This is a genomic window from Enterococcus sp. 12F9_DIV0723 (genome assembly GCF_002174375.1).
GTDB classification, from domain to species: domain Bacteria; phylum Bacillota; class Bacilli; order Lactobacillales; family Enterococcaceae; genus Enterococcus_A; species Enterococcus_A gilvus.
This window is the reverse complement of record NZ_NIBK01000001.1, coordinates 1,296,183-1,310,942: the sequence shown is the minus strand read 5'-3', so window position 1 is coordinate 1,310,942 and position 14,760 is coordinate 1,296,183. Positions and strand designations below refer to the sequence as shown.

Genomic DNA, 14,760 nt, shown 5'->3' with positions numbered 1-14,760 from the left:
CTATAAAGTTGCAACGTCACAATTGCCTCAGCCTGTTCTTCACTGAAATCAAAACGTTCAACTAAGTTGCTTTTCGCATCTTTTTTATCCTTACTTCCGCGAATGGTTGCAATCACTTCATCAAGAATCGATAAAGCTTTTATCAATCCTTCAACAATATGTTGTCGTTTTAAAGCCTTCGTAAGTTCGTATTGACTGCGTTTCGTGATCACAGATTTGCGATGCTCAACATAGCTCTCTAAAATATGTTTTAAGCCGACTTGTTGCGGCGTCATATTATCAATCGCTACCATATTGAAATTATAATTAATTTGTAAGTCCGTGTTCTTGAATAAATAATTTAAAATACCTTCTGCATTGGCATCTTTCTTTAACTCTACAACCACCTGCAATCCGGTACGATCAGACTCATCACGTACTTCAGCTATGCCGTCGATCTTTTTATTCAATCGAATTTCGTCCATTTTTTTAACCAAAACTGCTTTGTTAACTTCATAAGGAATTTCATGAATAACAATTTGCTGTTTACCGCCCTTTAGTGGCTCGATAGACGTTTTAGAGCGTAAAATAACTTTTCCTTTACCTGTTTCATAGGCTCTTTTTATTTCAGCCTTCCCTTGTAAAATTCCACCTGTAGGGAAATCTGGCCCAGGAATATAGTCCATAATCTTATCTAAAGATACATTCGGATGATCGATCAAATAAATCGCACCATCAATTACTTCAGACAGATTATGTGTAGGTATCTCAGTTGCATAACCAGCAGAAATACCGGTTGACCCATTCACTAATAAGTTAGGATAAGCTGCAGGTAAAACGGTTGGTTCTTTTTCTGTATCATCAAAGTTCCAGACAAAATCAACGGTTTCTTTCTCGATGTCATTAAGCATCTCGCCGCTTAATTGTGATAATCTCGCTTCTGTATAACGCATAGCCGCCGGCGGATCTCCGTCCATTGAACCATTATTTCCGTGCATTTCAATTAAAACTTGACGAAGCTTCCAATCTTGGCTCATCCGAACCATTGCATCGTATATGGAACTATCCCCATGCGGATGGTAATTCCCCATAATATTACCGACAGATTTAGCTGATTTTCGGAACCCTTTATCATAAGTGTTCCCATCTTTATTCATAGCAAACAAAATTCGCCGCTGTACAGGCTTCAAACCATCACGAATATCAGGTAGTGCTCTTTCTTGAATAATATATTTTGAATAGCGGCCAAAACGGTCCCCCATTACTTCTTCCAATGTTAATTCTTGAATTGAACTTTTCGTATCCATTCTTTGACCACCTCCTACTCATCAAACAAGCTGATTACTTTTACATCGTCCGCTTCTTTTTCTGATTCTTGTTGTTCAGATACTCCGCCAATAGACGCTTCTTCTTTATTGTCCAATAAACTTCCATCTTCTTCTAAAGTAAACTGAACATGATTTTCGATCCATTTACGACGCGGTTCAACTTTGTCTCCCATTAAGGTCGTTACACGACGTTCCGCTTGGGCAGCATCGTCAATTCGTACACGAACGAGCGTACGGTGTTCAGGATCCATAGTGGTTTCCCATAATTGCTCTGCATTCATCTCCCCAAGACCTTTATATCGTTGCAACATGTACCCTTTTCCAACTTGTTTTGTCACATCTTTTAACTCGTCATCTGTCCAAGCATATTCAATGATTTGCTTTCGTCCAGTCCCTCTCGAAACTTTGTATAAAGGCGGCAAAGCAATATAAATCTTTCCTGCCTCAATCAACGGCTTCATGTAGCGATAAAAGAATGTTAATAGCAATACTTGAATATGTGCACCATCGGTATCCGCATCGGTCATAATAATAATTTTATCGTAATTGCAGTCTTCAATTGAAAACTCAGGACCAACACCCGCACCAATCGTATAAATCATTGTATTAATTTCTTCATTTTTTAGAATATCTTGCATTTTTGCTTTTTCAGTATTAATAACTTTTCCTCGCAACGGTAAAATTGCCTGGAATTTCCGATCTCGTCCTTGTTTGGCAGAGCCCCCCGCAGAGTCTCCTTCGACTAAGAAGAGTTCATTTTTTGCAGCATTTCGTGATTGCGCTGGCGTTAACTTACCAGAAAGCAGCGATTCGCCTTTTTTTCGTTTTTTCCCATTTCGACTTTCCTCACGTGCCTTGCGAGCAGCTTCACGGGCCTCACGGGCTTTGATCGCCTTACGAACCAACATTTGACTATTTTCACTGTTCTCTTGAAGATAAAATCCCATTTGCTCACCAATCACGCTATCAACTGCTCCACGAGCTGCTGGTGTTCCCAGTTTTTCTTTCGTTTGACCTTCAAACTGTAATAAGTTTTCTGGAATACGAACAGATAAAACAGCAGAAAGGCCCTCACGAAAATCTGTTCCTTCCAAGTTTTTATCCTTTTCCTTCAATAACCCAGATTTTCTAGCGTATTCGTTATACGCCTTAGTCATAGAAGTTTTCATACCTGATTCATGAGTACCGCCATCTTTTGTTCGTACATTATTTACAAAGGAAAGAAGATTTTCTGAATAGCCATCATTGTATTGATAAGAAAACTCAACTTCGATGCCCTCACGTTCTCCTGAAAAATAGACGACAGGTGTCAACGTATCTTTATCTTCATTTAAATACTCAACAAATTCCTTAATACCTTCTTCAAAATGAAAGACTTCCGATACTTTTTCTTCACCACGTAAGTCCGTTAATGTAATTTTCACTCCACGTAATAAGAAGGCGGACTCTCTTAGACGTTCGGATAACGTTTCATAAGAAAAATTTAATGTCGAAAAAATTTGAGCATCTGGCAAAAATTGTACAGTTGTTCCGTTCGGTTTACGAGTCTTTCCGATTTTTTTTAAGGTTCCTTGAGGCTTACCGCCGTCTTTAAATTCTTCGCGGTACTCAACACCATCCCGAACAATCGTGACGTTTAACCATTCAGATAACGCATTTACTACACTGGCACCTACACCATGTAGTCCTCCTGAAGTTTTATAGCCGCCTTGACCAAATTTACCACCAGCATGAAGAATCGTAAAGATTACCTCAACAGTTGGAATTCCTGAAGCATGCATCCCAACAGGCATTCCTCGTCCTTTGTCGCTAACTTCAATACTATTATCAGAATGAAGTGTCACATCAATTTCATTTCCATACCCTGATAATGCTTCATCAACTGCATTGTCTACGATCTCATAAACTAAATGATGCAAGCCACGACTATCAGTCGATCCAATATACATTCCTGGACGTTTTCTAACCGCTTCTAATCCCTCTAGCACTTGGATCGAAGCGTCATTGTATTCATTGTTCATCTTAGCCAATCCTACAGCTCCTAACTTCTAAACGTAATGATCTATTTACATAGAAATAAATTTGTTCGTACCATACTATAGGCCATTTAACTATGCGACTCACTCTCGCGTAAAAAGTTAAACTAGCTTTCTTATCCAAAGTACATCATTTGTATGATACGCTAAAAAAGCGCAAAAAAAAAGCCTCTCCTGCTTCCGAAAAGGCATTTTAAGCTTTTTTTTTAAGAAAATCAACTCATTGATCACGCTTTTTTGTTCAATTCAATCTTGATACAACGATCCATGACAATATCCGTAAATCCTTTTTCTTGCAGGATTCTTGCCGCCTCATCGCTACTCAAACCCAACTGTGCCCAGAAAACTTTTGCATCCGCTGTTAAAAAATCTTTTGCGACGTCTGGTAAAAATTCACTTCTTCTAAAAACATCTACAATATCAATTGTTTCTGGAACCGCCGATAAATTCTCTACAACTGGAATATCATTAATTATTTTTCCAGCCAATTTAGGATTAATGCCGTATAATTTATACCCATGCGATTTTAAAACATCTGCGATTTGATAACTGGTTTTTTCAGGTTTATCACTCAAACCAACTACTGCGATTACTTTCGCTTCATCTAGATACTGAAAGATTTTTTCTTGACTAGGATTCTGAAACGTCATTAGTTTTCCCTCACTCAGATTATTTTTTTGTCATTCTATGATAAATAGTATATCACGTGATTAGAATTTGTTCACTCTTTTGAAATCTGCTAAAATAGCCTTACAAACAGAGAAATGAGGATTCATATGAAAACCGCGATACTTTTAGTCTTAGCCTATCTTTTAGGTTCTATCCCCTCTGGTATTTGGATCGGAAAATTTTTCTTTAAGAAGGACATACGTGATTTTGGCAGCGGCAATTCGGGGACTACCAACACATTTCGTGTATTAGGCAGAACAGCAGGACTTGTTGTTTTCGCAATGGACTTATTGAAGGGAACCTTAGCAACATGTTTGCCAGTCATTTTTCATTTAGATGTGAATCCGCTGTGGTTTGGTTTAGTAGCGGTCATTGGGCACACGTTGCCTATTTTTGCAGGATTCAAGGGAGGAAAGGCCGTTGCCACCAGTGCGGGTATGCTGCTAGGCTTTGCTCCACTATTTTTCTTTTATTCGCTAGTATTTTTTTTAATCATTCTTTTTATCACCAGCATGGTCAGTGCAGCTAGTATTACTTCGGCAATCTTCGTAACTATTTCGTCCATTATCGTGCCTTTTGTTTGGCCTACGATTTTACCATCCTTTAATTGGCTACTGACGCTCGTGTGTTTTGCGTTAACTTGTTACATTATTTATCGCCACAAAGAAAATATTCAGCGAATCAAGGCCGGGACTGAAAACCGTGTTTCTTTTGGATTAAATAAAAAGGAGAAATAAATGGACGAACAATTATTAGATTGGGCCATTGAGATTCAAGCACTTGCACAAGCTGGTCTGACTTATACAAAAGATCCATTTGATCAAGAGCGCTTTGAACGACTTCGTACCATTGCCACTGAGATGCTGTCTGTTCAATCACCTATTCCCATTCCACATTTAAGGCAATTATTTGCGGAAGAAGTTGGGTATCCTACTCCTAAGTTAGACACCCGAGCCGCCATATTTTCCGACAACAAGATTTTACTTGTTCAAGAAAAAAATGGACTATGGTCTTTGCCAGGCGGATGGGTAGATATTGATCAATCCATCAAAGAAAACACTGTGAAGGAAACATTCGAGGAAACTGGATTGACAGTTGAACCTTTAAGAATCACCGCTGTTCAGGATAGGAATAAACATAATCTTCCTCGCTATGCCTATAGTGTATGTAAAATATTTGTAGAGTGCCGCTTAATCGGCGGACACTTTGTCAAAAATATCGAAACAACACAAATTGATTGGTTCTCTTTATCTTCGCTCCCTTCATTAGCAGAAGAGAAGAACACAAAGAAACAAATTGAAATGTGCTTTGAAGCGCATAATCATGATGCTTGGGATGTTTTATTTGATTAATAATACGAGGTGCAATCCAAAAAAATCGCCTACGAAAACTAGATTTTTGGTCTAATTTTCGTAGGCGATTTTTATACTTTTCTACTATTTTATCGTCAAAATTTTTAACTAACTGTAATCGAGAATTCTGTATTGAATTCCCCATTTGGAACCAAGCGGTTCATTCCTTCTTTATCTTCTAAACGACCTGTACTATCAACGGTATCAGCAAATCCCCACCAAGGTTCAATACAGACAAAAGGTGCGTCAGACGGATACGGTGACCATAACCCGACATAAGGAATATTATTGTACGCTACTGTTACGCTATGCGAAGATTCTTCACTGCCCAAAGTATACGCGTTCAATCCTCGAGTTTCATAGATTAGCGCATCTTCCTTAAAAAGTTCACGACTCAATTGAATATTTGTATTCGTTTGTCCAATTGTTTTTTGATCCAAATTGGTAAATGGTCCTTCAAGAGGGATTTTTACCCGTGATTTTTGAGGAGAAAAAGCAATAAAGTAATCATCAAAACTTAAATCCTCCGTCAAAGGAATATTGAACGCTGGATGTCCCCCTAATGCAAAAATCATTTCTTCTGTCCCAGTATTTTCGACATTAAATCGGATGCGAATTCCTTCACCCCAAACCTCATAGCTAATCCTCAAAGAAAAATCAAATGGGTATATTTTTCTCGTGTCTTCATCACTTTCAAGCAAGAAGATTGCTTTGTCCTGTGCATGTTCAACAACTTTAAAATCTTTGTCACGAGCAAAACCGTGTTGTCCCATTGGATATGTTTTTTCTTTATACGTATACTCATCATTCTTCAATCGACCGACAAAAGGAAATAGAAACGGCGCATGCCGTCCCCAATATTTAGGATCTGCTTGCCAAATATATTCAATATCGTTAGCGCGCAAACTTGTTAATTCGGCACCTCTCTCGTCTATTGTTGCTTCCAAGAAATCATTACTGATTGTCACTGACATGGTATCCACTCCTACTCTTACAATCAAATTTTCATTTATTTAGTCTTAGAACAAGCTCGGATTCCCCTTATTCTTCCTTATTTATGTTTTACCAACTCGTCTTTAAATAATGGATTTAAGACTTTTAGATAGGTCCCTTTCATTCCTAAAGACCGTGATTCAATGATTCCTGCTGATTCTAATTTTCTTAGAGCATTCACAATCACTGAACGAGTAATTCCGATCTTATCAGCTATATTTGATGCAGTTAAACGACCTTCATCGCCTTCTAATGCATCAAAAATTGCTTTTACAGCCTTTAATTCACTATATGAGAGGGTGCTTATCGCCATTTGAACAGCGGTTTGGCTGCGGATTTTTTCTTCAACATTCAAAAACTGTTGATATAAAACTTCCATTCCGATTACTGTAGCACCGTATTCTGCTAAAACGAGATCATCGTCGTCAAAGGCTCCTTCTTTACGAGCCAATACAATTGTCCCGAGACGTTCACCAGACCCAAAAATTGGAATGACCGTCGTCAAACCATTTGGATACAGTTCTGCTCGTTCCGTTGGGAAAGCAGTCAGTTCATCCGCAACGGGAATGTTTGCTTCAGTTTTTATAACTTCCTTCATTTCAGCCACATAACTGTCAGGAAATTGGCGATCTACAAGAAAAGAACGAACACGATCCGTATTTATATCGATTTTCTCATTTAATCCCAACAACTCTCCTTCCGCCCCAATAACATACGTCAAAGAGCCTAAAATATCCCCTAAAATGCGCGCCATATTATTATAAGGCAATTCCGCAGCTGGCTCAAAAGCATTTTTCTGCTGCATCAGCTTATTAATTTGACGTGTTTTTTCTAATAAAGTTTCCATTTTTCCCCTCCATTTTTAAAGAATGAAACGACTTAAATCTTTATTTTGCGCAATCGAAGCTAATTTTTCATCTACATAAGCTTCGGTAATCTTAATTTCTCCCATTTGCATATCTGGAGCTTCAAATAAAAGATCTTCTAATAATTTTTCCAAAATTGTGTGTAATCGTCGCGCACCGATGTTGTCCGTCTCACGATTAACATCAAAAGCGATTTGTGCGATGCGTTCAATTGCTTCCTGTGTGAAAACAATCTCAACATTCTCAGTGCCAACTAAAGCAATATATTGTTTGATCAATGCGTTATTCGGCTCAGTCAAAATTTGAACAAAATCTTCTGCCGATAGATCACTTAATTCAACGCGAATTGGGAACCGTCCTTGCAATTCGGGAATCAAATCACTCGGTTTCGATAGACTAAATGCACCGCTTGCAATGAATAGAATATGGTCTGTTTGAATCGCACCATATTTCGTATTTACTTGAGAGCCTTCAACGATAGGCAGAATGTCTCTCTGCACACCCTCACGAGAAACCTCACCCGAATTTTGCTGTGACTTAGAAGTGATTTTATCGATTTCGTCAATGAAAATTATACCTGAACTCTCGGCTAATTTAATAGCTGCCGTGTAAATATCCCCCTCATTGACTAATTGTGCTTGTTCCTCTTTTATTAATAGTTCTTGCGCTTCTTTCACCGTTACAGTGCGTTGAACTTTTTTCTCAGGGGTCAAAGCACCAAGAGTATCCGATAAATCAATCCCCATTTGTTCTAATCCGTTGTTCATTGGCATTGATTTTTTGGGTTCTGTTACTTCGATCGTCACTTCACGTTGATCTAGTAAGCCTTTCTCTAATTGATCTTGTACAGTTTGACGATTAACTTTAATATCTTCTGTGACCTCTTCTTTGGGTTCGGTCTGTGCTTGATTAAAGATATTCATCATCTGTTCGTAAGGATTGCTGCTTTGCTTTTGTTCCTTTTTGATTCCTGGAACCAAGATTTTCACTAAGCGCTTATTTGCTCGCTTCAAAGCTTGCGAATAGACTTTTGAATATTGATCTTTTTCAACAATCGTAATTGCATTTTCGACTAAATCACGAACCATTGATTCTACATCTCGACCTACATAACCAACTTCTGTAAATTTCGTAGCCTCAACTTTCACGAATGGTGCTTTGACAATCCGAGCTAAACGTCGAGCAATTTCCGTTTTACCAACACCAGTTGGTCCAATCATTAAAATATTTTTTGGCGTCACTTCTTGTTGCATGGATTCTTCCAATTGCATGCGACGGTACCGATTCCGTAAAGCAATCGCTACAGAGCGCTTTGCTTCATTTTGTCCGATTATATATTGATCTAAATCACTCACAATTTCTTTTGGTGTTTTATTTACTTCAGTCATCTTGGATTCTCCTTATTCAGATTATTAGAGGATAAATGTTTAAAAATTTAATGGACCATCTTAATACATTACATTTCCTCTACGATAATGTTGTGATTTGTAAACACACAAATATCAGCTGCAATATTCAATGCACTTTCAGCGATTTCCTTAGCACTCATTTCAGAGTTGTGCTTCTTCATGGCACGAGAAGCTGCCAATGCATAGTTTCCACCTGATCCAATAGCCAAAATACCATCATCTGGTGCAATGACCTCTCCGTTTCCTGATACTAAGAGCATTTCTTCATCGTTCATAACGATCAATAATGCTTCTAAATTTTTCATAGCTTGTTGTGTACGCCATTCTTGCGCTAATTCAACTGCTGCACGTTGCAAATTTCCATTGTACTCGTTTAATTTCCCCTCAAATTTTTCTTCCAGAGTAAATGCATCGGCTACACTTCCAGCAAATCCTACGACCACTTTGCCGTTGTATATACGACGAACTTTTCGAGCTGTTCCTTTCATGATTACTTGTTCTCCCATAGTGACTTGACCGTCACCTGCCATTGCTAACTTTCCATCTTTTTCGATCGCGCAGATCGTTGTTGAATGAAATTGTGATTCAGACATCTTGTTCTCTCCTTCGTTTTGCATTGAATTTAAGCTCTTGGGTGAAAAGAGCGATAACTTTTTTGTAAACTTTCTTTTGTTACGTGTGTATAAATTTGTGTTGTCGATAAATTAGCATGCCCTAAAAGCTCCTGAACCGTTCGTAAATCTGCTCCATTATTAAGTAAATGTGTGGCAAATGTGTGCCGGAGCATATGCGGATGAATGTCGCTAGTTAAGCTGCTTTTCTTAATAAGCTGATTAAGAACATATTCGATTCCGGTGGAGGTAATTTGCTCTCCTCGATGATTAATAAAAAGGTAATCATGCTCCTTGCCAAAATGATCCATTAACTTTTTCCGTCCGTCTTGAATAAATTCTTGGATCGCATCCGCAGCATAGGAACCTATCGGCACATAGCGATCCTTGTTCCCCTTACCATGAATGAGCATCACACTATTATCTAGATCAATAACTGACAGTGTCAGGTTTGCACATTCACTTACTCGAAGCCCAGATCCGTAAAGCACTTCTAATAGTGCGCGATTTCGTTGATCCAATGGTTTTGTCCCGTTGACGCTATCGAACAAAAGCTCAATTTCCTTCTCGTAAAAAAAACGTGGAAGTCGTGCTTGCTTTTTTTTAAGGTGTACATAAGAAAAAGGATTCTCTTTGATTTTTTCGTGTTTCAATAAATAGTGATAAAAAGATCGCAAACTGGCAATTTTTCGACTAATCGTATTACGACTATATTTTTGATCATTTAAGAAGGCTAGATAAACACGTACATCCAAATGGTCTACTGCTATTAAAGAGGCTTCTCCAGAGTTTTCTAGAAAATGAGAAAAATCATCTAGATCTCGTTGATACGCTTCTTTCGTCTTTTCTGAATATCCTCGCTCCGTTATTAAATAGGTCATAAATTCTTGCATTGCGGCTTCATTTTCCAAACTTTTTCCACCTCACAAACATATCACAAATGTAGCATAAGAGCTTTTTAATTACAATTGAATTGTCAGAATTTATTGATTTTTCACGAATATACTAACAATTATTTGCAGATACTTCACAATTACTTTCAATATAGACATGGATCTGTCTCTTATACACATCTAGATGTGTATAAGAGACAGCTTCTAATAGTGCGCGATTTCGTTGATCCAATGGTTTTGTCCCGTTGACGCTATCGAACAAAAGCTCAATTTCCTTCTCGTAAAAAAAACGTGGAAGTCGTGCTTGCTTTTTTTTAAGGTGTACATAAGAAAAAGGATTCTCTTTGATTTTTTCGTGTTTCAATAAATAGTGATAAAAAGATCGCAAACTGGCAATTTTTCGACTAATCGTATTACGACTATATTTTTGATCATTTAAGAAGGCTAGATAAACACGTACATCCAAATGGTCTACTGCTATTAAAGAGGCTTCTCCAGAGTTTTCTAGAAAATGAGAAAAATCATCTAGATCTCGTTGATACGCTTCTTTCGTCTTTTCTGAATATCCTCGCTCCGTTATTAAATAGGTCATAAATTCTTGCATTGCGGCTTCATTTTCCAAACTTTTTCCACCTCACAAACATATCACAAATGTAGCATAAGAGCTTTTTAATTACAATTGAATTGTCAGAATTTATTGATTTTTCACGAATATACTAACAATTATTTGCAGATACTTCACAATTACTTTCAATATAGACATGGATACGCCATATTTTTTTAAAATAAAAAATCCCATTGCAAGAAGCAACGAGATTTCTATTAGATAGTCATAGCTGATAAAGCATTTAATGCCCGTTCTGCTAATGTTTCATAACGCAATTTTTTGTCACGAATGCGTTCTGGTAAAGCGGGAAACAAACCAAAATTAGCATTCATAGGCTGAAAATGCTTGCCTTCAGTGTGGGTAATATAATAAGCCATTGAACCTATTGCAGTTTCCCGTGGAAACTCAAGCAACTCTTCTCCCTTAGCTAATCTTCCGGCATTAAGACCTGCAACAAGACCACTTCCTGCGCTTTCAACATACCCTTCTACTCCTGTCATCTGACCGGCAAAAAATAAATCGTTACGCTTCTTGCTTTGATAAGTGGGCTTTAATAGTTCTGGAGAATTCATAAAACTATTTCGATGCATTACACCATAACGCAGGAACTCAGCATTTTCTAAACCGGGAATCATTCGAAATACACGTTTTTGTTCGCCCCATTTTAAATGCGTTTGAAAACCGACGATATTGTACATGGAGGCCGCTGCGTTATCCTGTCGCAATTGAATTACCGCATAAGGGCGTTTGCCCGTTTTTGGGTCCTCTAAGCCTACAGGTTTCATTGGTCCGAACAGCATCGTCTTTATTCCACGCTTAGCAAGAACTTCTATAGGCATACACCCTTCGAAAAATTTCTCTTTCTCAAATTCTTTTTGTGGAGCAACTTCCGCTTCGATCAACGCGTGATAAAAACGCGTAAATTCTTCTTCTGTCATTGGGCAGTTAAGGTACGCTGCCTCTCCCTTGTCATAGCGAGACTTCAAATAAACTTTTTCACGGTCTATTGTAGAACTGTCTATAATCGGGGCCGCTGCATCATAAAAATAAAAGCCATGTGAACCATTATAGTCAGCGATTTCTTCTGCTAAACTTTCTGATGTTAATGGTCCGGTAGCAATAACTGTGATTCCTTCAGGAATTTTTTTTATTTCCTCAAGTACAACAGTCACCAATGGATGCTCTTTGACCTTCTTTGTGATAAGAGCAGAAAAGTTATTTCGATCCACCGCAAGCGCACCACCAGCGGGTACTGCCGTTTCGTCAGCAGAGGTGACAACAATAGAGTTTAGACGTCGCATTTCTTCCTTCAAAACACCCACTGCATTCGTTAATCCATTGCCACGCAATGAATTGCTGCAGACAAGTTCTGCAAAATCCGCAGTGTGATGTGCCGGTGTAGATTTCACCGGTCGCATCTCATATAAATTTACAGGAACACCCGCTTCTGCTAATTGCCATGCAGCTTCGCTTCCAGCAAGGCCTGCTCCTATTACATTCACTGTTTTTACCATTTATTCCTCACTTGTAAGGTTATTTTTGTACGGTTTCTTCATAATCGCCATTGATACAAACGACTTGTTTACCGCCTTTAACTTTTTTCTCTACTAAATAGCCATCACATTTTGGACAATTACGGCCGATTGGTTTATCCCATGAAGTAAAATCACAATCAGGATACCGTGAGCATCCGTAAAACAAACGATTTTTCTTTGACTTACGTTCGACAACTTGTCCTTTATGACAAACTGGACATTCTACACCGATTTCCTTAATTATCGGCTTCGTGTTTCGACAATCCGGGAAATTGCTACATGCATAAAATTTTCCATAACGACCAAGCTTAATTACCATAGGATGTCCACAAATGTCGCAATCAAACCCAGCAGGTTCGTCTTTGATCTGGATTTTTTCAATCCCTTCCTCGGCTTTTTCTAATTCGACCGCAAAAGGTTTATAAAAACGATCAACGACCTTGGTCCATTCTTCTTTGCCTTCTTCAATTTTATCTAAATCATTTTCCATTTCTGCCGTAAAATTGACATCGATGATTTGCGGGAAGAAGTCGACAATCAATGTATTGACGATTTCACCAAGTTCTGTTGGCTCAAAACGACGTTGCGTCAATTTTACATAATAGCGGCGTTGAATCGTGTCTAATGTTGGCGCATAAGTTGAAGGGCGACCAACACCGTTTTCTTCTAACGTCTTAATCAGTGTTGCTTCACTAAAGCGTGCGGGTGGTTGAGTAAAGTGTTGTTTCGGTTCAATATTGACAGATTGAACGATGTCGCCTTTTTCAAGTTCAGGTAAGATGTTCTCTTTGTCTTCTTTTCCATCATCGCGACCTTCAATATAAACTTGCATAAACCCTTTAAACTTAATTTTTGAACCATTCGCTATAAAAATTACACCATTTTGTTCTAACGTTACTTTCATTGTATCTAAAATCGCTGCTGTCATTTGACTGGCAACAAAACGTGACCAAATTAATGTATATAATTTTAATTGATCCTTATCTAAATACTGTTTCATCTCATCGGGTGTACGATGCACACTCGTAGGGCGGATTGCCTCGTGAGCGTCTTGTGCTCCTTGAGGATTTTTTACCTTACGTGCATGATGCTGTGAATATTCTTTACCATATTTTTTCTCGATGAATTCAGCCGCCTCAGTTTTAGCAGTGTCGGAAATACGAGTCGAATCGGTACGCATATAAGTAATCAAACCTACCGTTCCTTGCTTCCCTAATGCTATTCCTTCATACAGCTGCTGTGCAACCATCATAGTTTTTCGCGTTCGGAAATTGAGCTTACGAGCAGACTCCTGTTGCATATTACTTGTTGTAAATGGCAGCGCTGGATTACGTTTGCGTTCCTTTTTCTCAACCTTGGTAACTTCATAATCTTTACCATTGATTTTCGAGGTAATCTCTTTTACAGCTTCTGCATCAGATAATTTTTTCTTTTTCCCATCAATTCCCCAAAAATTGGCTTTGAATTTCTTCGTTTTCTTTTTGAAGTTTCCATCAATACTCCAATACTCTTCAGGAATGAATTTTCGAATTTCTTGTTCACGATCAATGATGATTTTTAATGCAATGGACTGAACACGACCAGCGCTCAACCCTTTTTTTATTTTCTTCCAAAGGATCGGCGAAATAGAGTAGCCAACGAGGCGATCCAGAGCACGACGCGCTTGTTGAGCATCCACCAAAGAAACATCGATTGATCGAGGCTCTTTAAATGCGGCTTTAACAGCATCTTTTGTAATTTCATTAAAAACTACCCGATTTTTGTCTTTTAGGTCTAACCCCAATAAATAGGCAAGATGCCAAGCGATAGCTTCTCCTTCTCTATCCGGGTCACTCGCTAGATAAACTTTTTCTGCTTTTTTTGCCGCTTGCTTCAATCCTTTAATGACATCACCTTTGCCGCGGATGGAAATGTAATGGGGTTCATAATTGTTCTCAACATCAATCCCCATTTTGCTTTTAGGTAAGTCGCGAACATGACCGACGCTTGCCACCACTTTGTAGTTTCTTCCTAAATATTTCTCAATGGTCTTGGCTTTCGCCGGTGATTCAACGATAACTAGGTATTTATAGGCCAAATGTTTTTGCCTCCTCAATTTTTTCTACTATTATATATCGGTAAGTACTGACAAATCGTAGCCTATAATACGCTATTCATTTTTTGTTTGTCAAGTCAAGTCTAACGAATTTTCTTCCACAAATCATAGGAATCAAAAATATCTTGGGCCTTTTCAACGCAGATTGCACCATCTTGAATCAATTGATGACACCCACTAGAACGACCGTCCAAAATGGATCCTGGAACAACAAAAACATCTTTGCCATAGTCCAGAGCCTGTTGCGCTGTGATCAGTGAACCGCTCCGTTTCTTTGCTTCAACCACCAATACACCACTACTTAATCCGGCAATGATTCGATTACGCATGGGGAAATGAAATTTAGCTGGCGAGGTGCCATTGGGGTATTCACTTAATACTAAATGC

13 protein-coding genes and 1 pseudogene are annotated in these 14,760 nt (G+C 38.4%); 2 read left to right on the top strand and 12 right to left on the bottom strand.

The features are described from left to right. From A5868_RS06365 to A5868_RS06355, 3 genes are all read right to left on the bottom strand, one after another. Positions 1–1,286: DNA gyrase/topoisomerase IV subunit A (locus tag A5868_RS06365; RefSeq protein ID WP_140404342.1), on the bottom strand; the 1,286-nt coding region annotated here is incomplete at its 3' end. A 14-nt stretch (positions 1,287–1,300) separates the two neighbouring features. Continuing rightward, positions 1,301–3,328, bottom strand: coding sequence for a DNA topoisomerase IV subunit B (gene parE, locus A5868_RS06360; RefSeq protein WP_086304470.1), 2,028 nt, complete (start codon positions 3,326–3,328; stop codon positions 1,301–1,303). A gap of 242 nt (positions 3,329–3,570) precedes the next feature. Next, positions 3,571–3,993 carry a CoA-binding protein gene (locus A5868_RS06355; RefSeq protein WP_086304290.1) on the bottom strand — a complete coding sequence of 141 codons (423 nt, stop codon included), beginning with the start codon at positions 3,991–3,993 and terminating at the stop codon, positions 3,571–3,573. 126 nt (positions 3,994–4,119) lie between these two features. Here A5868_RS06355 and plsY point away from each other — a divergent pair, with 126 nt between their 5' ends. Further along, positions 4,120–4,749, top strand: a complete 630-nt coding sequence (gene plsY / locus A5868_RS06350; RefSeq protein WP_086304292.1) for a glycerol-3-phosphate 1-O-acyltransferase PlsY — start codon at positions 4,120–4,122, stop codon at positions 4,747–4,749. Beyond that, a complete protein-coding gene (locus A5868_RS06345) occupies positions 4,750–5,364 on the top strand; it encodes an NUDIX hydrolase N-terminal domain-containing protein (protein WP_086304294.1) in 615 nt (204 codons plus the stop codon). It begins immediately after the preceding gene. A gap of 104 nt (positions 5,365–5,468) precedes the next feature. On the opposite strand, the gene A5868_RS06340 is transcribed toward A5868_RS06345, so the two are convergent. The 9 genes and pseudogenes from A5868_RS06340 to A5868_RS06300 form a co-directional block, all read right to left on the bottom strand. After that, a complete protein-coding gene (locus A5868_RS06340; protein ID WP_010780932.1) occupies positions 5,469–6,338 on the bottom strand; it encodes an aldose 1-epimerase family protein in 870 nt (289 codons plus the stop codon). Positions 6,339–6,415: 77 nt separating this feature from the next. After that, positions 6,416–7,204, bottom strand: a complete 789-nt coding sequence (gene codY, locus A5868_RS06335) for a GTP-sensing pleiotropic transcriptional regulator CodY (RefSeq protein ID WP_010780933.1) — start codon at positions 7,202–7,204, stop codon at positions 6,416–6,418. 15 nt (positions 7,205–7,219) lie between these two features. Beyond that, on the bottom strand, positions 7,220–8,611 hold the full coding sequence (hslU, locus tag A5868_RS06330) for an ATP-dependent protease ATPase subunit HslU (RefSeq protein WP_010780934.1): 1,392 nt from the start codon (positions 8,609–8,611) through the stop codon (positions 7,220–7,222). A gap of 68 nt (positions 8,612–8,679) precedes the next feature. Further along, on the bottom strand, positions 8,680–9,225 hold the full coding sequence (gene hslV / locus A5868_RS06325; RefSeq protein ID WP_010780935.1) for an ATP-dependent protease subunit HslV: 546 nt from the start codon (positions 9,223–9,225) through the stop codon (positions 8,680–8,682). A 29-nt stretch (positions 9,226–9,254) separates the two neighbouring features. Continuing rightward, positions 9,255–10,136 carry a tyrosine recombinase XerC gene (gene xerC / locus A5868_RS06320; RefSeq protein WP_071875846.1) on the bottom strand — a complete coding sequence of 294 codons (882 nt, stop codon included), beginning with the start codon at positions 10,134–10,136 and terminating at the stop codon, positions 9,255–9,257. A gap of 196 nt (positions 10,137–10,332) precedes the next feature. After that, positions 10,333–10,740, bottom strand: a pseudogene (locus tag A5868_RS06315) (site-specific integrase); the annotation flags it as partial. A 218-nt stretch (positions 10,741–10,958) separates the two neighbouring features. Then, a complete protein-coding gene (gene trmFO, locus A5868_RS06310) occupies positions 10,959–12,257 on the bottom strand; it encodes an FADH(2)-oxidizing methylenetetrahydrofolate--tRNA-(uracil(54)-C(5))-methyltransferase TrmFO (protein ID WP_086304296.1) in 1,299 nt (432 codons plus the stop codon). A 19-nt stretch (positions 12,258–12,276) separates the two neighbouring features. After that, positions 12,277–14,355, bottom strand: a complete 2,079-nt coding sequence (gene topA, locus A5868_RS06305; RefSeq protein ID WP_086304298.1) for a type I DNA topoisomerase — start codon at positions 14,353–14,355, stop codon at positions 12,277–12,279. Positions 14,356–14,456: 101 nt separating this feature from the next. After that, a partial coding sequence (locus A5868_RS06300) for a DNA-processing protein DprA (RefSeq protein WP_176374147.1) occupies positions 14,457–14,760 on the bottom strand: 304 nt, incomplete at its 5' end.

Bases quoted from the DNA above. Each gene is read 5' to 3' on its own strand.
- hslU (WP_010780934.1), bottom strand. From the start codon at position 8,611: ATGACTGAAGTAAATAAAACACCAAAAGAAATTGTGAGTGATTTAGAT.
- A5868_RS06355 (WP_086304290.1), bottom strand. From the start codon at position 3,993: ATGACGTTTCAGAATCCTAGTCAAGAAAAAATCTTTCAGTATCTAGAT.
- A5868_RS06340 (WP_010780932.1), bottom strand. From the start codon at position 6,338: ATGTCAGTGACAATCAGTAATGATTTCTTGGAAGCAACAATAGACGAG.
- parE (WP_086304470.1), bottom strand. From the start codon at position 3,328: ATGAACAATGAATACAATGACGCTTCGATCCAAGTGCTAGAGGGATTA.
- plsY (WP_086304292.1), top strand. From the start codon at position 4,120: ATGAAAACCGCGATACTTTTAGTCTTAGCCTATCTTTTAGGTTCTATC.
- A5868_RS06345 (WP_086304294.1), top strand. From the start codon at position 4,750: ATGGACGAACAATTATTAGATTGGGCCATTGAGATTCAAGCACTTGCA.
- trmFO (WP_086304296.1), bottom strand. From the start codon at position 12,257: ATGGTAAAAACAGTGAATGTAATAGGAGCAGGCCTTGCTGGAAGCGAA.
- xerC (WP_071875846.1), bottom strand. From the start codon at position 10,136: ATGCAAGAATTTATGACCTATTTAATAACGGAGCGAGGATATTCAGAA.
- hslV (WP_010780935.1), bottom strand. From the start codon at position 9,225: ATGTCTGAATCACAATTTCATTCAACAACGATCTGCGCGATCGAAAAA.
- codY (WP_010780933.1), bottom strand. From the start codon at position 7,204: ATGGAAACTTTATTAGAAAAAACACGTCAAATTAATAAGCTGATGCAG.